Source organism: Paenibacillus sp. 598K (assembly GCF_003851045.1).
GTDB lineage: Bacteria > Bacillota > Bacilli > Paenibacillales > Paenibacillaceae > Paenibacillus_D.
In genome coordinates, this window is the sequence record NZ_BFBX01000036.1 from 1 (window position 1) to 20809 (window position 20809).

Consider the following 20809-nt stretch of genomic DNA (forward strand, 5'->3'; position numbering starts at 1 on the left):
GCGCATAGGCCTACTCGATTCGGCCGCAGACAGCAGCATTTCGACTGCCGCTTCGCTGCCCATCTGAGCTTCGCGCCGGAGCGGGACGGGGACGAGGCGGGAGTGACGGCGTACATGAGTGAGCGGTTCCACTATGAGCTGGCGCTGACGCAGCGCGGCGGCCGACGCAAGCTGATCTTCCGCCGCCGTATCGGCAGCCTGCAAGCGATCGAGCATGAGGCGCCGTGGCCGAGCGATACCGCCGTGCTGACGATCGAGGCGGACCGGGATCGATATCGCTTCGGCTGCTCGACGGGCGAGGGAGAGACGTATTGGTTCGGCGAAGGGGAATGCGCCCTGCTGTCGACCGAGGTTGCGGGCGGCTTCACCGGCGTCTTCTTCGGGCTGTATGCGACGGGCAACGGCGCTGCCGCCTCGACGCCGGTCCATATCGAGTGGGCGGATTACGAAGGAAGAGACTGATGTGTCAGGCGGGCGGGGGGTTTATCGCAGGGTGCCGTCGCGGACGGTCAGCTCGGCGAGATGCTGCAGCTCAGAAGCGAGCTCCTCGTAGCGCAGCAACTGCTCGATATGGTAGACGCCGCCCTTCCCGTCGCGCGCGTACAGCCTGTCGGCGACGAGCGCGGCTGTCATCGCGGTGATCTCGGCCTCCCGCTGGCCGACCAGGACAGCCTCGGCATATGCGGGATCATCCCCGCGCAGGCCGGAGGCTCGCACATGGACGGCATAGAGCGGTTGTCCAAGGCTGACGCTGGCGAACGCTCTTACAGCGAGCGATCTGAGCGCCGGGAGACGGAGCGGCCGCAGCAGTCCGAGCCGCTTGGCGCCAGCGAGCGCGCCCGTCAGCCATCCGGGGTCGAGGCAGAGCCGCGTCGAGACATCCGGGATGCCCAGCGTCCGCGATACGATATGCTGATCGGCGAAGTTGAAGCGATACGCCTTGCGATCGCCGAGCGTACCGCCGAAGGGAATACGCTTGCCCTCGCCCAGACTGACGATGCGCCGACGCTCCCCGGAGGCCTGGTCGAGCATCTCGAAATCCGAGGCGGAATGGTCGATCGTCCAGCCCAGGGCGGCGTCGCCGTGGGTGTCTCCCATGCCGAGCAGCACGGTAATCTCGAGCTTCTCGGCCGCATCGAGGCGAGAGCTGGTCAGCCGAGCGAGCAGATTGGTCAGCCCCGGCGCCAGTCCGACGCTTAGCACAGCCGTCGCTCCGCTCTCGGCGGCGAGCGCATGCAGCGGCTCGACCTGGGCGAGGAAGCTGTAGTCTGCCGAGATATCGACATAGTGGATGCCCCGCGACAGGCATGCCCGCACGAATGCCGGCTCCTGCTGATCGAGACACATGATGACGAGCCGGGCTCCGCGCAGCGTCTCCTCGTCAGGCTCGGCGGACACGTCGAGACGCATCGGCAGGATGCGCCCCCCGCTGGTTGCGGCGAATGCTTGGGCGCGCTCCAGATTGCGGCCTGCTGCGATGACGCGTCCGGGGTAGCGTTCCGCCAGCAGCTCGCAGATTTGTTGGCCGACATGGCCGTAGCCGCCGACGACGATAATGTTATCCTTCATGGTTTCTTTTCCTTTCTGCAGTTCGTCGTCTTCACGACTCCAGCATGTCATTGAGGATGGCGAGGCTGCGCTCGAACGCTGCGATCTCTTGCTCGCTCAGTTGGGCGTGCAGTCGCTCGTAGAATTGTTGATTCACGGCCTCGTGGGCCAGATAGGCCTCCTTTCCTACAGGGGTCAGAGAGAGCAGGCTGGAGCGGGCGTCCTCGGGATGCGCCTGACGCGTCACCAGCCCCTTGGACTCCAGACGTTGAATGATCTGTGTGATCGCGCCCTTGGTGACGCTGAGCCGCCCGGCCAGCTCGCTCATCAGGATCGGCGAAGAGATGCCGATGGCGTCGATCGTATGGATTTCGCTTGGCGTCAAGGCGCCGGCTTCCCCGAAGGGCTGAGGCTGGCGCTCGAGACGGCGCAGGTTCAGGATCAGCTTGCCCAGCTGATGTCGGCCGTTTGCGGTGGACGGTAGTTGCGTGTGTTCGTTTCTCATGTCTTTTAGTTTAGTATCTAAACTATTAGATGTCAAGACGAATTGGTCGACCAAGCCTTTCAGGTCATTGACTGCCGTCTCGCTCATCCTATACGATAGATCCGACAGCCAGGATACGGCCAGCGAGCACGAATAAGAGAAGGGATGTCGTGGCAAAGATGAAAACGATAACGTCGATGATCGAGCATCAGTTATGGGCCAACGCGGAGATCATGCGAAAACTTCAGCTCGGCGAGACGAACGATGCGGCACAGCTCCGACTGTTGAGACATATGGCCATCGCAGAGCAAGTGTGGCTGCTCCGGCTGCAGGGGAAGAGCACCCTGGATCTGAAGCTGTGGGAGGAAGGCGATGCCGGGGAGACGCTGGAGCTGATGCAGGCCAATGTGCAAGGCTACCGCGCCTATATGGAGCAGCTGACCGAGGAGGAGCTGGAGCGGATCGTCGAATATACGAATCAGCAAGGTCAGCCGTTCCGAACGCCTGTGCGGGACATTCTCCTTCAGGTCGCTTTGCACGGACAGTACCATCGGGGACAGTTTAATCGCCGTATCGTCGAGCTGGGCGGGGAGCCTGTGGTTTTCGATTACATCGCTTATGCGAGATTGTGAGCGAGATTGAGCACTATTTTGCGCCTCAGGCTTGACACTTCCCCTGCGTAAGATGATATGTTGTCGCCAGAACAGGGGGTAACAGGCATGAAAATGAAAGAGGTTTGCCAAAAAACGGCGTTGACCGAACGTACCATTCGCTATTATGTGGAGCGGCAGCTGATCGCTCCCGCCTCGGAGGAAATCAACGGTCGGACATATCTGTCGTTTGCCGAGGAGGATGTGGAGCAGCTGCTGGCGATCGCCGAGCTGCGCAAGGTCGGCTTTGGCATCGAGGACATCATCCGGATGCAGCAGTCGCCAGCCGAGATCGGCCCGATCCTGGCGTCGCGTCGCGAGGAGCTGCTCGGCGAGGTCGAGGCCAAGCAGGAGATCCTGCAGGCGATCGAGGCGGCGCTGGCGATGCCGATCTCCAGCACGCGGCAACTGGCCGCCCAACTGACCGAGGTGGCGGGGCAGTACAGCTTGCCGCCCGGGGACCTCGCCCCGAACTTCGCTCGCTTCGATCCGGAGACGAAGGAGGAGAAGGAGGAGGCGTATCTCGACTTCAAGGTGTCGCAGCGGCTGCGCGACCGTCGGGAGGCCTGGCTCGGACCGCTGCTGCGGATCGTCGGCAGGATCGCTGCGGTTGCGGCTGTGGTAGCGGCGCTGGTGTACATCGTTGTCGCGATCAGCGGTATTCCTCGCGATGTCGACTTGAGCTACACGGCGATGCAGCTGCGGATGGGGCAGACGGAGACGGCGGTGCCGGTGCAGGTGCGCATCGAAGGCAAGTGGCGTAACCGCTTGTTCAGCGAGCCTACCTTCTCGGGACGGGTCATGATCGAGGGCTTCGAATATACGCAGACGGACGAGCTCATCGATATTCGCTTCTATCCCGATGTTCGGAACGGCTACGGCCAGCTCACCTATACGTCGTATCGCGACGGCATGGTACAAATGAAGACGCTTGGCGCGATCTGGCAGTCGGACCGGATGTCGGAGATCGCGATCTGGGTGTTCGAGCCGCTGGATGCGGACTCGAAGCGATCGACCGATCTGGTCATCGCGGGACCGGCTTCGACGGGCGCCGCAGCGGCAGAGATCGTCGAGCGGCTGAGCGACTACGTTGAGCAGCTCCCGTCAGAGGTGGATTAGCGGAGAGCCAAGGCTGTCGCGCCGCCTGCTCGGGAGGCTGACGGAAGCCTGGCAGTTTCTCCGACAAAGCTCTTCGCGTCGTGGAAGGACGACGAAGTCGTTTTTGCTTAATTCTGTGAAAATGTTAATCCTGCGGACGGATGCGGCGTGCTATAATCGTGTCTATGAATAATGACATAGGCATATTGACCCACAACCGTTTACCGTCGGGAGGTACATATGATCTTGGATAATGTGTTTAGAAGGGGGCTGTCCGCGCTCCTGGTCGGGCTGGTGCTGCTCGGAGCCGTGACACTCGCTATGCCGCTGCGCACCACGGCTGCCGCAGCCGGTCCCGAGATTGTGATAGATGGCGAGACGCTGGAGCTGGACGCTCCTTCGCGTTATTATGATGGACGGCTCTATGTGCCGGTTGCGCCGCTCGCCGATCGATTCGGCGGTTCCGTGAGCTGGGACGGCAAGCAAGAGGCGCTCACGGTCCGCTCGGCAGTCAAGGACGAGATCGTGCTGGGCAACGAGGTGCCGGTCGTCTATCTGAATGGGGAGCGTCTCGTTATGGATGCGGTTCCAATCCTCGTCGACGGACGCTTGTATGCGCCGCTTCGCGAGCTGACGGAGCTGCTGCACGGGCGCATGCATTACGATACGGAGGCGGAGGTCGCGCTGCTGACCAGGATCAAGCAGGTCGAGCTGAGCGCAGAGGATACGCTGTCATCGATCCTCGAGACGTATGGATTGACGCGCCAGGAGCTTATGCGGCGCAACAACATGGACGCCAAGAGCGAGCCCAAGACCGGGACGCTGCTCAAGGTAGTGGTCCCGACGTTCTTCAGCAACACGGCCAAGCCGTACACCGAGGCCGAGTACATGCTGCTCGCCAAGATCACAATGGTCGAGGCTGGCTACGAATCGTATGAGGGTCAACTGGCAATCGCCAATATCATCTTGAACCGGGTTGCCCACTCCAAATTCCCCGATACGATCCGCGAGGTCATCTACTCGGGCCGTCAGTTCCCGCCTGCGCACAATGGTCTGCTGGACAAGAGCAAGCCGCATGCGAGCGCGCTCCGCGCGGCCAAGGACGCGCTGAACGGCAGGAACAACGTGCCGGGCGCCGTATATTTCTATAATCCCGACGTTACGCGCGGCGAATTTTGGTCCAATCTGACGACCGTGGCGACGATCGGCAATCATCGATTCGCCAAGTGATCCGAAATGTAAGAGTCGAGGCGACGGCGGATCGCCGCCTGCCCGGCCATTCAGCGTCTGCCTCATCAAAAACGCCCAGCCTGTCGATCAGGCTGGACGTTTTGTTTGCATTGGCTGATCGACCCGCGCAGCGACTCAAGCGATATAAAAGAGCATCCCTTGGCCACGCTCGGCGGCACGGCGATAATAAGCGACCAATGCCGTGAAATGATGTTCAAGATAGTCCAGCAGCTCCTTGGGATCCTCACCCTCCGTCACCGGATAGATCTGGTGCTCGATGGGCGAATGCTGGACATACAGGTTGTGAAATTCTTCCTCGCTAATCTCGGAGAGCGCTTGCGCCGCTTCGGCCAGTTGGGCGGGCAGCAAGTAAAACGCGCCGTAATCGCCGTAATCGAGCAGCAGCTCGCCTATGGTGGGCACAGCATAGCTGAGCGGCGGCGAGCCTCCGGCAAGCTCTCCGGTGAGCACGAAGCTGATTGCTTGCCACGACTTGTCGATGTCGAGTTGGTCGTCGCGCTCATAGAGCTCCATATCGTCTGGCAGCAGCTGCCCATCGGCGAGCTGACGCGCCTCCTCTTCACTAATCGCGACGTATATGCCTATCATGCCCATCGTTATTCCTCCCAAGCTGTCAGATGCTCTCCTGTACGGAAAAGCTATTTAAACAATATAACCGATTTATAGTTACTCTTGATAGAGTCGCTAGCTGTATTTTAGGTGTGAACGATCTGGTTTTTTGCTAAGGATTAGTACGAATTAGCCAGACAACTGAATTGAAGTCCCGACATCTGCGTTCTCATCCTTTTGGGAAGGTTTTTTTTCGTTTGTTAATATTTCGTAAAAACATTATATCTAGATAATCAAATATTAAAAAAACGATAACAAAAATCGGCAGAAGGCTAAGGTATAAAACGATATACTTTTACGAGGTTGCATGAACATGGAAATACAGGTGCGGGAGGGAAATGTTGTGAGAAGAAATGAAAGCAAGGTTATGGTTAGTTGCTTGACGGGCATATTAATCGTTCTGACGCTGACAGTGGCGCTGTGGGGAACAGGTTTTTTGCTGCAGCATGCCGCTTACGGAGCGAAGGCAACTGATGGGAACGAGCGCGTGCTGCGCTCTGCGACTGAAACAAGCCAGGTCTTCGAGGCGGGTACGAACAGATCAGCAACTTACAGAGCAGGCGATTACAGACCGTTTGCGATCGCGATGTCGATCCATGGCAGCGCCAAGACAGGGCGAAGCTTTGCCTGGTACACCGATTATAACGATCAGGCAGCCGCGCCAGATGATGCGATGGATAGCCTCGTCGAGGTTGTAGAAGCGGGCCTTGCGTTCGACTCGAAAACGAAGCTGCGTTTCTCTGGCCAAGCCAGAGTGCTGCCAGTCAAGCTGGACAATACACAAAATGCAACCTTTATTGGCCATAAAGCAATTGTCGAAGGTCTGAAGCCCGGAACGGATTACCAGTACCGACTCGGTAGCGAGGGTAACTGGAGCGAGACAGGGTCCTTCTCAACGGAGGGCGAAGACGAATCAGAATATGAATTTTTGTATATGACCGATTCCCAAGGTGGCAACACTAACGATTATAGGGTTTTTGCCAACACCTTGAGAGAAGGCATGAAGAAATTCCCGGCCGCTCGCTTTTTGATGATGACTGGCGATCAGGTGGATCGCGGGGATTGGGAGAGCCAATGGTTCGACTTTTTCGGTGAGCCGCAAGATGTGTTGATGAATCTGCCGATTCAGGCGGCCGTCGGCAATCACGATGGTCCGTTTAGGCAAGAGAACAGTTTTTTTCATCATTTTAATTATCCTGTAGGTGAAATATCGAACCCTCTTCCGGATGGAGCGACTTACGCTTTTGATTACGGAGATGCGCGTATCATGGTGTTGAACACGATGGATATGGGGTGGAATACTGACCAGCGACAAGCCTTCGACGAACAGATCGAATGGTTGCGCAAGGAAGTGGCGCAGACGGACAAGAAGTGGAAGATCGTTGCGGCACACAAAGGCATCTACTCGCTAGGCGGCCATTCCGACGAGGATGAGATTCGCGAACTGAGAGCCCTGTTGTTCCCGGTCTTTGATGAGTTGGGAATCGATATGGTATTGCAGGGACACGATCATTCTTACGTACGGACCTATCAGATGTACAAAGATCAGGCGCTTAAGAAGATCGAGATAGACGAGGCGGGTCGCGCCATCGATCCTGACGGTACATTTTATATCATTAACAATGCTTCAGGAACTAAATTTTACGATATCAACAATAACGTCTTGAACTACTATGGCGCTGTATTCGATCAGCCGCGTAAGCCCGTGTTCTCCGGGATTCGCATGACAGGCGATAGTCTGACCATCGATTCCTATCATGCAGGCGAAGAGGAGCCCTTCGATAGCTATACCATCGTTCGCAAGGATATCAAACCGGATCCGATCGTAGATGGAGCCTCCGGACGGGATGGCCACGGTCGCACGATTCTTTCCTGGAGCGCGCCGGATGAAGGGGAGGACATACGGGGCTTCCGTATTTATGAGAAGAATGGAAAGATGGGCGACAACAAAAACTGGAGCGCCTACCTTCCCGCATCTCCAGACCGCAAAGGGTATGTGTACGTATTGGACGGACTGAATTCTGACGAGATGTATACCTTTGTTGTCCGTACGGTCAATAAACGCAATAATTCGGACGGCGTCTCCATCGAAGCTTCTTCCGAACGAATAGCCGCGCCTGGCGGCAGTCTCGTCGATGACGGTTTCAATACATTCGGTTGGACGTATGTGCCCGGCTTCGAGCGACCTGAGGATTACGAATATACGGTTGATGGCGGCAAGCGTTGGCAGCCTGTTGTTGCTAACCCGCAAGCTGTCGGCGATTCCGACTATGCAGCGGGCGACGTTCGCGTGCGAGTCAAGGCCGAAGCTGCCGGCGAAGACCAGCCTGGCTTGGCATTAGCCAACAGAATCGCGTTTACCACGAACACGGTGCACCGCGTCTATGCGCTCGCGGGGAAGATGATGACAGGCGAGCAACCTCATGTCGCTGTGGATGTCAGACGGATCGCGGACTATGACGGCCAAGCTTATCTGATTGTTCAACTGATGAATGGCAATCAGCCAGAGTTGATCAACGCGGTGCCGATTACGAAAGATCAAATGCAAATCAACCAATATTTTAATACCGATAAAGATCAATACGCCGTCAAGGTGTTCGTATTCGACAGCTTCGGCGGGGCGCGCAAGGGGTTGATCCATCTGGCGGAGCCGATCCTGTTGAAGCATAACTAGAAAGCGAGGAATGCCAACGTGAAAATTATACTGGCGGCGATCTTGATGATCGCCATGCTGATCGTGCCCGGGGCGGCAAGCGCAGCAACGGAGATGACGCTGCAAGTGAGCGCTGCCCAGGTACAGCCCGGAGAAGAGTTGAGATTGTCGGGAACCGTGCCGGAAGCGGATGGCGAGGTAGCGATTCAGGTCAGACGTCCGGACGGCAGTGTGCTGTTCGTCGATGTGGCACAGGCCAGGGAGGGACGGTATTCGACCTTCTTGACGATCTCTTCGCGCGCAACCTTCGCTCCGATCGGTACATATACGATAGTGGCGAGCTGTGGATTGCAACAGGCGAGCGCACAGTTTAGCGTTGTAACTGCGTCGGCAGGCCCCGTCCCATGGTATCCGCCGATTATCGACGGAGGGCAAGAGGAGACAGACGGCGGCGAGATAACGAGCGGCAAGATCAAGCCTGTACGGAATGCGGAGGGCATCCATAGTGTAACGACAGAGGCGGTCCGCAAGGCAATGGGTCCAGACGGGACCTTGATGGTCATCGAATTGCCTGGTGTAGCGAAGGGAAGCGCACGGGTGGAGATAGAGATGGAGGCCTGGCGCGAGCTGGAGCGTGCAGGAAAGGCCGTTGAGCTGCAGGCGGAAGAACTGACGCTACGTCTTCCTGTCGGTGCGATTCCGGCGGACGCAGGCGATGAGGCCGTATTGCGCTTAACGTTGGATGCGGCATGGCAAGGCGAATTGCGCAGCGCCGTCGAAGGCGCGGTCGGCGGTGACTATCGTCCGACCGGAGTCGCGCTCTTCGTACAGATCGAACGAATCGCAGAAGGTCAGCGTGGCGTCGTTTCGAAGTTCAAGCATCCGGTGACAGTGACGCTCCAACTGACCAATGAGCAGCTTCGTCTGCTGCGTAGCGGGTTGGCAGGCATCTATTATGTAGATGGAGCCCAACTGACGCCCATTGCCACACAGGTAACAGGCTACAACGTCATGTTTACAATCGATCCCTTCTCGCTCTATGCGTTGTTGGAGTATAACAAGGGCTTCGCCGATATGAAAGGACACTGGGCGGAAGCGGCCGTTCGCTCTCTTGCGGCCAAGCAGATTGTAACGGGGATGAACGCGGATCGTTATCAGCCTGGCGGGTCCATCAGTCGCGCGGATTTCGTCACAATGGTGATGCGGGCGATGGCTTGGCAAAACGGGGAAGCGAGGACAGCCGCTCCGCAGCATTTCGAGGATGTGCCGGCTGGCCGCTATTACAGCGAGCATGTCACTATGGCTGCAGGATTAGGTATCGTTAACGGCTACAATGGCCAGTTCAGACCGCAGGATCAGATGACGAGAGAGGAAGCGGTTGCTGTACTGGTGCGTGCATCGCAATACTTTGAACGGATTGCGATACAGGAAGGAGAATTGCCTTTCTCTGACCGCAAATCCATAGCGGAATGGGCCGTTCCGTTCATCGAGCAGGCATGGGCGATGGGGCTGATCCAGGGCGACATGGGCAGATTCGAGCCCAAGCAACCGCTCACGAGAGCTCAGGTGGCGGTAATGATCGACCGCATGCTGACGCCAACTCAGGGAGGGAGGATATCATGAGGAAGAAGTGGATTGCTTGGAGTATCCTGCTAGTCATGTTGATGTCCATTCTGCAGCCGTTAGGGGTGAGGGCGGAGAGCGGGCAACAGGAAATGGACATCACGGCTGTTCCGACGCGCAATCTGGCTCTCGAGGCTGTATCGGTGCTGGCGACTGGCGCATGCAATGACAAAGAACGGGCCGTTTTTGCCGTCGACGGAAATACCAAGACCAAATGGTGCGACAGTTCGTCAACCTCCATAGGAAAATGGCTCATGCTGGATCTAGGCGAGAGCTTCACGATTAATCAGTGGATCGTAAAAAACAATTGTATGGCCGAGGGCAACCAATGCCCAAACTGGAATGCCAAAAATTTTCGTTTGCAAAAAAGCGAAGACGGCAAGACATGGATCGATGTCGATGTGATTCAGGACAATGTCCAGACCATTGTGGACCGTTATGTACCTGCCTTCGACGCACAATATGTACGTCTCTACATTACGAAAGGGGCAGCCGACAGACACACGGTGCGGATCGCTGAATTCGAGGTGTACGGTGTCAAACAAGGTCAGCTCCCTGCGTATCCGGCGACTGATATAGCGCCTGTCGATTATGTCGATCCATTCATCAATACGCTTGGCGACAACGGTCAGACCAACCCGGGACCGCGTACACCATTTGGTCTGGCCGCACCGGGTCCAGACAGTGATGGCGGCGCGTTCAGCGGCTATTACTACGAAGACCAGGCCATCAAGGGCTTCTCTCATCTGCGCTTCAGCGGCGTAGGATGCAGCGGGGCGGGGGGCAACATCCTGCTGATGCCGACCACCAAGAGCTTTACGACGAGCAGCAGCGTCTACAAGGACGGGTACGACAAGACAAGCGAGCAAGCGTCTGCCGGGTATTATGCTGTCACCTTCGATTCGGGTATACGGGCCGAACTGACGGCGTCGGACAACGTCGGCTACCATCGATATACATTCCCGGAGAAGGCGGAGACCGGAGCCATACTGGTGGATCTGTCCAACTCGTATGCGGGTATGAATCATGCGACATTGAAGGTCGAGGGCAACGAAGTGTCCGGTATGATCGAATCGCGCAACGTGTGCGGCCATGGCTACTACAAACTCTATTACTCCATGGCTTTTGATCAGGATGTTGTCTCGTATACGTCATGGTCGGGAGCAAGCACCGGCCAGGTGGCGGAGCGCACCGGGGCCAGCAGCGGTGTATGGCTGAACTTTAATACAGCCGAGGCGAAGACTGTTCAGGTCAAGGTTGGACTGTCTACTGTCGGCATGGAGCAAGCCAGGGCGGAACGGGATTACGAGGACAGCGGTTGGGCGTTCGATGCGCGCCATCAGGCGGCTCGAGACCTCTGGAGCCAGACGCTTGGCAAGGTGCAGGTAACGGATGACGACGAAGAGAACAAGCGGATCTTCTACACTCAACTCTATCATGCGATGCAGCATCCGAACAAAGTGTCCGGTAAGGACGGCAAGTTCCGAGCGGCCCGCGACGAGCAGACGCTCCGCGATACGTCGGAGATCAGCGATAAATTTGAGTATTACAACGGTTGGTCGACATGGGACGACTTCCGCAAGTATCCGCTATATTCAATCCTGGAGCCGCAGCGGTTCGAGAATATGGCCTTGTCGATGATCGACCTCTACAAGACGAGAGGCTCGTACGCGCAATGGGGGGCTGGCTACTGGCCTAGCCCGACGGTGCGCAACGAGTTCAACGGCGCAGTCATCCTGGATGCGATCGCCAAGGGATTGAAGCTGGATGATCAGGAGTTGCGTCTGGTGATGGAGGGGATGGCTGAGGACACAGATCAGTATGAAGTGAAGAACGATCAGATCTCCGGCAAGCTGGAGCAAGCTTATAGCGCCTATTATCCGATGCGTCTTGCAGAGATGCTCGGCGATCTGGACGCATATAACAAATACTATGCGATCGCCAAGTCCTACCAAGCGTTGTGGAATGGCGATCAGAGCGACGATACAGGCGTCGAACGGGGCTTCTTTACGCCTAACGGCAACACAGTTCAGCCAAAGGACATCAAAACCGTGAACAAATACGCTTATCAGGGCAATTTGTGGACCTATCGCTGGACGGTGCCGCATGATATGAACGGTATGGCAGAGCTGATGGGCGGCAAGCGACAGATGGCGGAGGATCTACAGCATTTCTTTGCTATCGACGAGTTTGTTGCCGTAAACGAGCCGGATCTGCATGTTCCGTTCCTGTTCAACTACACTGGCATGCCTTATCTGACGCAGTATTATGCGCGCGAGTATACGACCGAGGTCGTAACCCAAAAGTATCATAATCATGGACTGTATGGCGCGCCGATGGTCTCGCGCGTCTTCCGCTCCGATCCTGAGGGATATCTCCAGTCGATGGATGATGATGCAGGCGCGCTATCCTCCTGGTTCGTTTTTAGTGCGATGGGATTGTTCCCGAGCAACCCTGGAGACCCCTATTACACGATCGGCTCTCCGATTTTTGAGGAGGTCAAGTTGAACCTGGATCATGGACAGACCTTTACGATCCGTGCGAACGGTGTCTCATCCACCAATCGCTTCATCCAGTCGGCTACGCTTAACGGCGAGACGTTCGACCAGCCATGGATCCTACACGCCGATATCATGGCTGGCGGAAGTCTCGTATTCGAGATGGGAGCAGAGCCGAATTATGCTTGGGGAGCAGCGCCTGAGGCTGCGCCGCCGGTTTATGACTTCGGCGAGTATGTCGAGCGACCTTCGATGACGAAGACGCTTATCCCCGAGAACGCTCAGTGGGCGTATCTGGATGCCGGACGTTATGCCGGAGCCGGCTGGACTGACATCGATTACGACGATAGCGACTGGAAGCGAGGAAGCGCTCCGCTCGGCTATGACAACAATGACTACGTCCAGACTGTTGTCAGTTATGGACCGGATAGCAAGAACAAGTATCCGACGACTTATTTCCGGCATACCTTCGAGGTGGAGGATGTCGCGCAGATGGCCTCGCTCGCCGCACGTCTCATCCATGATGACGGAGCGATTATCTATCTTAACGGAGAAGAGATTATCCGCACGAACATGTCGGAGGGTGCCGTTGGTTATGATACCTATGCCAACGCTACTGTAGGCAATGAACGAAATTGGCTGACGTACGAGATTGATCCGAAGCGTCTAGTGGACGGGACTAACGTCATTGCGGCGGAGGTGCATCAGGTGAATGAGAGCAGCTCTGACATTGCCTATGCATTCGTACTGGAGGCGAGCCGTCGGCTGATGGTTCCCGATGCGCCTACAGCTCCAGTTGTTGATAATGAAGCTCGTACCTTTGGCTGGACGTATGTGCCAGGGTTCGAGCAGCCTGAATTGTACGAGTACAGCATTGACAATGGGCAGCAGTGGCGTCAAGCGAGTCGCAATCCGCAGACCATCGGTCCGGCCGACCATCCGGCCGGTACAGTGCTGGTGCGCGTAGCGGCCGATCCGAGCCGCGAACAGGCGGCAGGCGCGCCATTGCGCTCCGACAAGCCGTTTGATAGCAAGCAGCTCTGGGACGTCTACGACCTGGAAGTGAAAACCTCGCGTATCGATCAATTGCAGGTAAAAGTCACAGGCAAACGGACAGGCGATTACGATCAGGATGCCTATGTTGTCTTCCAGTTGATGGATGGAGGCGAAAAGGCATGGATGACCAATGCGGTGCCTGTCGGTAAGGGGGATTTCTCTACATCGCAGACGTTTAACGTAAAAAGCGAAAGCTACAAGGTGAATGTGTACCTTGTCGATGAATATGGTGGTGATATCTACCGCTCGGTCTGGTTGGCGGAGCCGGCAGCCCCGCAACCGGAGCGTAACTCCGAGGGGCCGGGGCAGCCAGGGAAGCCTGAGCTTGATCCGCTGCCATTGCCTGAGAAGCCCGAACGTCCGGTCGATGCGTACGATCCGGAGCATGCTGCGCCGTCTGTCGGCCAGCCGGAGGCCCCACTCAAGCCAGACTCGCAAGCACCCGAGCAACCGGGAGATACCGGCATCAGGCTCGAATTCGAGAGTCGCAGCTCTTGGTCCGAAGCGGTTAATGCTTTCAATAACAAACCGCTTAAAACCGAGAGCGGCAATAACGGAACCGTCGTCGGGAATACCTTTACGGGGGCCTGGCTGGCCTTTGAAGGCATCGACTTCGGCGAACAGGGCGTGAATCAAATCGCTGTCGTCTACGATGCGCCCGTGAGTCGCACTCCTGCCGATATCGCGCTTGAAATCCGTACGAGCAGTCCGGACGGACCGCTCGCCGGCATCGTTCAGTTGCCTCGGACCGATAACGGCTGGGGACAATACCGGATAGAGGAGGCGTTGCTGGACGTTACGCTTCAGGGGATCCAGGATCTGTATCTGGTGATGAGGGGAACGACGACCAACGACCATCTCTATATAGGCAACTTTGACAGTATTGCCTTCAGCCATGTTCCGATGCGCGCCGATTACGCCATGCTGGAGCTCGAGCGTTATGACGAGTGGTCAACCGCGATCAATCCTGGCAACAACCAGCCGCTTAAGACGGAGAACGGCAAGAGCGGCAAGCAGGTTGCCAATACGTACGACGGAGCCTGGCTGGCATACAAAAATATGAATTTTGGGATATCTGGCGTCAATTACGTCTCCGTCGAATATGCAGGAAATCGGGGTAATACCGCGGCAGATGCCAGGGTTGAGGTTCGGTTGGGCGATGTTAGCGGTCCGCTGCTGGCTACGATCGACACGCCTCCTACTGCCGATGGGTGGGGAGTCTATGCCGAGGCAGGCGCAGCGTTGACCGAATCTTTGACAGGGACAAAGGATATATATTTCGTGATGAGAGGCACGACTAACGGCACCTACCGCTACATTGGCAATTATGACAATGTACGATTCCAGAAGCAGGTGACGCCAGTCGAGCCGCCAGTTGAGCCGCCGGCAGAAGAATCTGTGCAACTGGAGTTCGAATCGGCCGAGCGCTCGCAGGCGGTGAACGGCTTCAACAACCGTTGAAACCATATATTGAAAATATGGACTGCATTCGTTTCATGAAATAGGAAGGTATGCATAGAGGCAGGGATCGCCAACAGGCGGTCCTTGTTTTGCGGTCAGCGGTCTTGACAGGCATGCTTGTACGATCGAGGCAGATTGCCGATGACGTCCCGGCAAGATTCCCTCGATGCTGCTGTTCGCCCTGCTGGGCAACCAACTGCTCGCCGATCCGCGCAGCATGGCCGTGACGCTGGTCGTCTACGGCGCATTTATCGGCGTGGTCTATGTCGGTTACTTCAAGGTGTACTTGGCACGGTAGTGAGCGAGCGCCAGCAGCGGCCAGATGCGGGAGTAGCTGTCATAGCGGATATAAAAGCTGCCAGGCAGCGCTGCCCCGGTAGGGTACGCGGCGGGAGCCGGGTCGTCGCTCGCCAGCAGCTCGATCAGCCGCTGCATGCCGCGCTTCATCGCCTCGGTCGGCTCGTCATGGGCAGCGATGAGGGCGTCGAGCGCCCAGGCGGTCTGCGAGGGCGTGCTCATCGCCAGCGGCACATACCGCTTGCGTTGATCGCTCAGGCACGACTCGCCCCAACCGCCGTCCTCGCGCTGGATCGCGTGCAGCCAGTCGCTGCCACGGCGGATCGATGGGTGCTCCGGCGCGTACCCCGCCGCCCGCAAGCCCGTGAGCGCGGCCCAGGTGCCATAGATGTAGCAGATGCCCCAGCGTCCGTACCACGAGCCGTCCCGCTCCTGCTGCTTCACGAGGCAGTCTGCGCCGCGCTGCACGACGGGATGGCTCTGGTCGAGTCCGGCCCAGTTCGCCAGATATTCGATCGTGCGTCCGGTCAGATCGGCCTCCGACGGATCGATCGCCGCCGCCGCTGCGCCGTCGATCGCCAGCCAGGTAAGGATACGCTTATCCGTATGCTTCTCGAAGGCCGGCCAGCCGCCATCCTTGTTTTGCATCGAGACGACCCAGCTAAGGCCGCGATTCCAGGCCGTCTGCGCGTCCCCAGGGAGACGGGAGCGGGCGTGGATCGCTCGCAGCGCGGCGGTCGAGTCATCGACGTCGGGGTTGATCGTATTGCTCTCGGAGAAGCCCCAGCCGCCAGGCGCAGCTGCGGGATTGTGGAGCTGCCAGTCGCCGGGCTTCGTATGCTGATGCCGCAGCACATAGTCTGTAGCCGACCGTACGCTCGGATGGTCAGCAGGCAGCCCAGCCTCCTGCAAGGCATAGGCCAACAGCGCCGTATCCCAGATCTCGGAGGGGGAGTTCTGGATCATCAGCCCTTCGTCGAGCTCGTAGCTCATGCTCTTCAACCCCTCGATAGCTCGCATGATCAAGGGATCGGTGGGCTCGTAGTCCAGCGCCAGCAAGGCGAGCACCATCAGGATCGTGCTGCTGGCGTAGCTGTACAGGGTGCCGTCCGCCTCGATGCGATCGAGCATGTAGCTCTCGGCCCGTGCGGTAGCCGCCTCGCGGAGCGCGCGTCGACTGCCGATCAGTCGGTTCAGCCCGGCATCCAGTCGCTGCTGGAGCGCTTGCTGGCCCGCCGGCAAGGGCGGCTCGTAGCCTTGCTCGCGGGTGCCGACGAGACTGCTGAGGTCCGGACACCGGGCCGACTGCACGGCGTAGTCGCGATCGGCCATGACGAGCAGCGGCGCCAGGTGGACGCGCGCGTAGCCGGAGAAGTCGAAGAACTGCACCGGGAATGCGAGCGGCAGCAGCAGCATCTCCAGCGGGATCGAGGCGATCGAGCGCGGCCACTTGATCTGTCCGGTGGCGGCGAGCACGGCCTGGGTCATCAGACCGTCGATCCGCCGCAGTCCGCCCCGCTTGGCAATGTAATGGCGCGCCGCCTCCATCGCTGCGTCCTCCGGCGAGCTGTAGCCGGAGTAGAGCAAGGCATAGTACGCTTCGATCGTCGATGCGAGATGGCCTTCGTCGTCGTCTTCGTACAATCGCCAGTACCCGCCAGGCTGCTGGCGAACGCGGATGCGCTCGTGCAGTCGACGGATGAGCGGCTCCTCGTCCGCCTCCAGCGTGCGGAGCAGGATAATCGTATACGCATCGACGTTGGCGCCGGTGTCGAAGCAGTAGCGCCAGGAGCCGTCCGGCTGCTGGTCGGCCGTTATGTCTCGGATCAGGCTCTCGATTGCCGTGTCGATGTCCTCAAGGCTTGGACGCATGGAGGTAACGCCTCCTTTGTGTTCATTTACTCATTTACACCATTGTATGAGCGGAGACTTGCGAACATACGGCGCAGCCGCAGGTGTGATGGATCGTATTGACCTGGCCAGTGCGCTGGTTGATAATAGAGGTTGTATCGTACACGAGAGAAGCCGGCAGGCTGCTATACATAAAGGAGTGGCAGGATGATCTACCGCAATATGGAGCAATGTGTCAACGATCTGGAGCGGCACGGCCATCTGATCCGGATCGCCGAGGAGGTCGATCCTCATCTGGAGATGGCGGCGATCCATCTCAAGGCATACGAGGCGGGGGGACCGGCGCTGCTGTTCGAGCGGGTGAAGGGGAGTCGCTATCGCGCCGTCTCCAATCTGTTCGGGACGATGGAGCGAAGCCGATTCATCTTCCGGGATACGTGGGACGCCGCGCAGCGGGTCATCGAGCTGCGCAACGACCCGATGGCCGGTCTGAAGACACCGGTGCAGTCCATCGGGACAGCGCTGTCGGCGCGCAAGGCGCTGCCGGTGAAGAGTCCGGGAGGCGCGCCGGCAGGCTTCGAGGAGATCTCGATCTCCGAGCTGCCGCTGATCCAGCATTGGCCGGAGGATGGCGGCGCTTTCGTCACCTTGCCGCAGGTGTACTCCGAGGACCCGGAGCGGCCGGGCGCGATGAACGCCAACCTCGGCATGTACCGGGTCCAACTGACGGGCAATGACTATGAGACGGATCGGGAGATCGGCTTGCACTACCAGATCCATCGCGGCATCGGCATCCATCAGGAAAAGGCGAACCGGCTCGGCCGTCCGCTCAAGGTGAGCATCTTCATTGGCGGCCCGCCGGCTCACACGGTATCGGCGGTCATGCCGCTGCCGGAGGGGATGAGCGAGCTGACGTTTGCGGGGCTCTTGGCGGGGCGGCATTTCCGCTACACCTATGTCGACGGACACTGCGTCAGCCTCGACGCCGACTTCGTCATCACCGGCGAGATCCGTCCCGGCGAGACGAAGCCGGAGGGGCCGTTCGGCGACCATCTCGGCTACTACAGCCTCGTCCATCCGTTCCCGATGATGCGGGTGCACAAGGTGTATGCGCGGCAAGGCGCGATCTTCCCGTTCACCGTCGTCGGTCGTCCGCCGCAGGAGGACACCTCGTTCGGCGCGCTCATCCATGAGCTGACCGGCGGCGCGATCAGCAAGGAGATTCGCGGCGTCAAGGAGGTGCACGCCGTCGATGCGGCGGGCGTGCATCCGCTCCTGCTGGCGATCGGCAGCGAGCGCTATACGCCATACGAGCAGGTGCAGCGGCCGGCGGAGATTCTGACGATCGCCAATCGTATCCTCGGTACCGGTCAGCTCAGCCTGGCCAAGTATCTGTTCATCGCCGCCGAGCAGGAGCAGCCGCTTAGCACACATGATATCGAGGCGTTCTTCGCGTATATGCTGGAGCGGATCGAGCTGCAGCGCGACCTGCACTTCCAGACCAAGACGACGATCGATACGCTCGATTACTCGGGCGAGGGGCTCAACATGGGCAGCAAGGTGATCGTCGCCGCAGCGGGACACAAGCGCAGGGAGCTGTGCCGCCAGGCGCCGCCGCTGCTGCGCGAGCTGCCGGGCGTCGACGAGGCGCATTATGTGCTGCCGGGCGTCGTCGCGCTGAGCGGACCGGTCTATCAGGGCGAGACGGAGACGGAAGCGATGGTGGCCGCCTGGTCCGAGCTCGTGCAGGCGCGCGGCGGTCTGCCGGACTGTCCGCTGCTGGTGCTGTGCGACGACAGCGCCTTCGTCGGCGCGGAGCTGAACAACTTCCTCTGGGTTACCTTCACTCGCAGCAATCCGTCGCATGATATACACGGCATCGGCGCGACCTATCGGCACAAGCACTGGGGCTGCGACAATCTGATCATCGACGCCCGGACGAAGCCGCATCAGGCGCCGCCGCTCATCCCGGACGCCGGGGTGGAGGCGCGTATCCGTCGCTTTTTTGAGGAAGGCGGTATCTTGAAGGCCAGATAAGGGCTTGGGAAAGACCATAATACAAGCTGTCCCGTAGTCGAGCGGGACAGCTATATCGAGGAGGGCTACCGATGTCAACCAGCAAGCCGCGCATCGTCGATGCGCACCAGCACTTCTATAACTTCGAGCGTGTGCCGTACTACTGGCCGACGCCCGACGAGCCGGAGCTGTACCGCAGCTTCCATCCCGAGGAGCTGGAGCCGTTGCTGCGGGATAACGGCATCGACGAGACGGTGATCGTACAGGCCGACCATAGCGATAACGAGACGGACTATCTGCTAGAGGTTGCGGAGGCCAATGCGTGGGTGGCTGGCGTCGTCGGCTGGGTCGATCTGTTGCATCCCGATGCGGCGGCCCGTCGGCTGGAAGCGCTGTCTGAGCGGCCCAAGTTCAAGGGAGTCCGCCATCTGATTCACGACGAGCAGGACCCGGACTGGATCCTGCAGCCGGCTGCGCTCGAGAGCCTGGCGTTGCTCGCCGATCATGGCTATACCTATGACGTGGTGGCGGTGCTTCCGCGTCATCTGGAGCATGTATGCACGCTCGCCGAGCGGCTGCCGCAGCTCCGACTGGTCATCGACCATCTGGCGAAGCCGCCGATCCGCGAGCGCCGGATGGAGCCATGGGCGACGCTGATCCGCGAGGCGGCTGCTTATCCCAATGTGTATGCCAAGGTGTCGGGGCTGAATACGGCGGCCGATCCGCAGACGTGGGCGGGCGAAGATCTGAAGCCATACATCGAGCATGCGTTGACCTGCTTTGGCGCGGAGCGGCTCATGTTCGGCAGCGACTGGCCGGTGGCCAATCTGGCCGGCGATTACCGCAAGGTATGGACCGAGACGAACCGGGCGCTTGCGGGTCTGTCCGAGGCCGAGCGCCGGGCGATTCTGGGGGAGACGGCGGTGCGTTTCTACCGGTTGGGATAACCGGAGGCGACAAAAAAATCTTCTGTGTCCGCGCCTATTCGGATACAGAAGATTTTTGATTGTCGAGAAATGATGCCCATCTCGACGGGATGGCATGAATCACCGCTCTCCGTTGACAACTACAGCATTTCGTTGTCGATGATGCGCCAGTGGTACTTGAGCGTAGCTTCCAGACCGGTCTTGTCGTCGGCGCGAAACAGCTCGACGATCTTGCGATGCTCGCCGTTGACGATGTGCAGCACTCGCATCAGCTTGGCAGGGTCCTCGCTGCCGTAGGACTGGCGGATGAAGCTGTTCTTGAGCGAGTTCAGCGTCTCGATTAGCACATCGTTGTTCGATTTGTCGATGTAGATCTTGTGGAAGGTATATTGATCTTTATAGTAATCTGTGAATTCATGATTTGTGATGCTGGCATCCATTTTATCGACCAGCGCTTCGAGAGCGGCGAGATCCTTGGGCGTGAGATGGTCGGCGGCGAGCGCCGCTGCCAGTCCCTCCAGCGTGCCGATAATAACCGAGAGATCAAGCTTTTTCTTCGGGTCGAACGCTTTGACGGTGAAGCCGCGCCGAGGCAAATAATCGAGCAGGTTGTCCGAGGTCAGCTGGAAGAGCGCCTCCCGGGTCGGGGTCCGGCTGATCTCCAGTTTTTTGCATATCTCGGCTTCGTTGATTTTTTGGTTGGGCAGCAGCGTTTGATCCTGAATTCGCTGAGCGATATAATTATAGACATGGTCTTTGAGTGATTGATATTTGGGAGCTTGCAACGG

General features: G+C 58.5%; 15 protein-coding genes. 10 read left to right on the forward strand and 5 right to left on the reverse strand.

Annotation, left to right across the window (positions count from 1 at the left end; genetic code table 11):
- Positions 1 to 462, forward strand: a 462-nt coding sequence (locus PA598K_RS36160) for a beta-xylosidase family glycoside hydrolase (protein WP_446674099.1), incomplete at its 5' end; no start/stop codon positions are given.
- A 21-nt stretch (positions 463 to 483) separates the two neighbouring features.
- Here PA598K_RS36160 and PA598K_RS12690 read toward each other — a convergent pair.
- Positions 484 to 1569, reverse strand: a complete 1086-nt coding sequence (locus PA598K_RS12690; protein WP_128657328.1) for a saccharopine dehydrogenase family protein — start codon at positions 1567 to 1569, stop codon at positions 484 to 486.
- A gap of 31 nt (positions 1570 to 1600) precedes the next feature.
- Entirely contained in the window at positions 1601 to 2053 is a 453-nt protein-coding gene (locus PA598K_RS12695; protein ID WP_128657329.1) for a MarR family winged helix-turn-helix transcriptional regulator, read from the reverse strand.
- Between the two features lie 158 nt (positions 2054 to 2211).
- Here PA598K_RS12695 and PA598K_RS12700 point away from each other — a divergent pair, with 158 nt between their 5' ends.
- From PA598K_RS12700 to PA598K_RS12710, 3 genes are all read left to right on the forward strand, one after another.
- On the forward strand, positions 2212 to 2664 hold the full coding sequence (locus PA598K_RS12700) for a DinB family protein (protein ID WP_128657330.1): 453 nt from the start codon (positions 2212 to 2214) through the stop codon (positions 2662 to 2664).
- A gap of 87 nt (positions 2665 to 2751) precedes the next feature.
- Complete coding sequence (locus PA598K_RS12705; protein WP_185601898.1) at positions 2752 to 3801, forward strand: MerR family transcriptional regulator; 1050 nt, start codon at positions 2752 to 2754, stop codon at positions 3799 to 3801.
- A 219-nt stretch (positions 3802 to 4020) separates the two neighbouring features.
- A complete protein-coding gene (locus PA598K_RS12710; RefSeq protein WP_128657332.1) occupies positions 4021 to 5010 on the forward strand; it encodes a cell wall hydrolase in 990 nt (329 codons plus the stop codon).
- Between the two features lie 135 nt (positions 5011 to 5145).
- On the opposite strand, the gene PA598K_RS12715 is transcribed toward PA598K_RS12710, so the two are convergent.
- A complete protein-coding gene (locus tag PA598K_RS12715; protein WP_128657333.1) occupies positions 5146 to 5625 on the reverse strand; it encodes a YfbM family protein in 480 nt (159 codons plus the stop codon).
- A 328-nt stretch (positions 5626 to 5953) separates the two neighbouring features.
- Between PA598K_RS12715 and PA598K_RS12720 the strand changes: the two genes are divergently transcribed.
- The 4 genes from PA598K_RS12720 to PA598K_RS37890 all read left to right on the forward strand — a co-directional run bounded on the left by PA598K_RS12720 (position 5954) and on the right by PA598K_RS37890 (position 15229).
- Positions 5954 to 8314: a metallophosphoesterase gene (locus PA598K_RS12720; protein ID WP_260405380.1), complete on the forward strand. Its 2361-nt coding sequence runs from the start codon at positions 5954 to 5956 to the stop codon at positions 8312 to 8314.
- Positions 8315 to 8332: 18 nt separating this feature from the next.
- On the forward strand, positions 8333 to 9916 hold the full coding sequence (locus PA598K_RS12725) for an S-layer homology domain-containing protein (RefSeq protein ID WP_128657335.1): 1584 nt from the start codon (positions 8333 to 8335) through the stop codon (positions 9914 to 9916).
- Complete coding sequence (locus PA598K_RS37885; RefSeq protein WP_260405381.1) at positions 9913 to 14931, forward strand: GH92 family glycosyl hydrolase; 5019 nt, start codon at positions 9913 to 9915, stop codon at positions 14929 to 14931. The genes PA598K_RS12725 and PA598K_RS37885 overlap by 4 nt, the downstream gene beginning before the upstream one ends.
- Positions 14932 to 15097: 166 nt before the next feature.
- A complete protein-coding gene (locus PA598K_RS37890; protein WP_260405382.1) occupies positions 15098 to 15229 on the forward strand; it encodes a hypothetical protein in 132 nt (43 codons plus the stop codon).
- On the opposite strand, the gene shc is transcribed toward PA598K_RS37890, so the two are convergent.
- A complete protein-coding gene (shc, locus tag PA598K_RS12740; RefSeq protein ID WP_128657336.1) occupies positions 15202 to 17100 on the reverse strand; it encodes a squalene--hopene cyclase in 1899 nt (632 codons plus the stop codon). The two genes, PA598K_RS37890 and shc, sit on opposite strands and share 28 nt — an antisense overlap.
- A 186-nt stretch (positions 17101 to 17286) precedes the next feature.
- Between shc and PA598K_RS12745 the strand changes: the two genes are divergently transcribed.
- On the forward strand, positions 17287 to 19116 hold the full coding sequence (locus PA598K_RS12745) for a UbiD family decarboxylase (protein WP_185601900.1): 1830 nt from the start codon (positions 17287 to 17289) through the stop codon (positions 19114 to 19116).
- Positions 19117 to 19187: 71 nt separating this feature from the next.
- Positions 19188 to 20042 carry an amidohydrolase family protein gene (locus PA598K_RS12750; RefSeq protein ID WP_128657337.1) on the forward strand — a complete coding sequence of 285 codons (855 nt, stop codon included), beginning with the start codon at positions 19188 to 19190 and terminating at the stop codon, positions 20040 to 20042.
- A 119-nt stretch (positions 20043 to 20161) separates the two neighbouring features.
- Here PA598K_RS12750 and PA598K_RS12755 read toward each other — a convergent pair whose 3' ends face one another.
- Positions 20162 to 20806: a GntR family transcriptional regulator gene (locus PA598K_RS12755; RefSeq protein ID WP_128657338.1), complete on the reverse strand. Its 645-nt coding sequence runs from the start codon at positions 20804 to 20806 to the stop codon at positions 20162 to 20164.
- Positions 20807 to 20809 lie beyond the last annotated feature (3 nt).

What these genes read in the sequence shown, in the direction of transcription:
- PA598K_RS12690 (WP_128657328.1), bottom strand. Translation starts at nt 1,569, where the DNA reads ATGAAGGATAACATTATCGTCGTCGGCGGCTACGGCCATGTCGGCCAA.
- PA598K_RS12695 (WP_128657329.1), bottom strand. Translation starts at nt 2,053, where the DNA reads ATGAGAAACGAACACACGCAACTACCGTCCACCGCAAACGGCCGACAT.
- PA598K_RS12700 (WP_128657330.1), top strand. Translation starts at nt 2,212, where the DNA reads ATGAAAACGATAACGTCGATGATCGAGCATCAGTTATGGGCCAACGCG.
- PA598K_RS12705 (WP_185601898.1), top strand. Translation starts at nt 2,752, where the DNA reads ATGAAAATGAAAGAGGTTTGCCAAAAAACGGCGTTGACCGAACGTACC.
- PA598K_RS12710 (WP_128657332.1), top strand. Translation starts at nt 4,021, where the DNA reads ATGATCTTGGATAATGTGTTTAGAAGGGGGCTGTCCGCGCTCCTGGTC.
- PA598K_RS12715 (WP_128657333.1), bottom strand. Translation starts at nt 5,625, where the DNA reads ATGGGCATGATAGGCATATACGTCGCGATTAGTGAAGAGGAGGCGCGT.
- PA598K_RS12720 (WP_260405380.1), top strand. Translation starts at nt 5,954, where the DNA reads ATGGAAATACAGGTGCGGGAGGGAAATGTTGTGAGAAGAAATGAAAGC.
- PA598K_RS37885 (WP_260405381.1), top strand. Translation starts at nt 9,913, where the DNA reads ATGAGGAAGAAGTGGATTGCTTGGAGTATCCTGCTAGTCATGTTGATG.
- PA598K_RS37890 (WP_260405382.1), top strand. Translation starts at nt 15,098, where the DNA reads ATGCTGCTGTTCGCCCTGCTGGGCAACCAACTGCTCGCCGATCCGCGC.
- shc (WP_128657336.1), bottom strand. Translation starts at nt 17,100, where the DNA reads ATGCGTCCAAGCCTTGAGGACATCGACACGGCAATCGAGAGCCTGATC.
- PA598K_RS12745 (WP_185601900.1), top strand. Translation starts at nt 17,287, where the DNA reads ATGATCTACCGCAATATGGAGCAATGTGTCAACGATCTGGAGCGGCAC.
- PA598K_RS12750 (WP_128657337.1), top strand. Translation starts at nt 19,188, where the DNA reads ATGTCAACCAGCAAGCCGCGCATCGTCGATGCGCACCAGCACTTCTAT.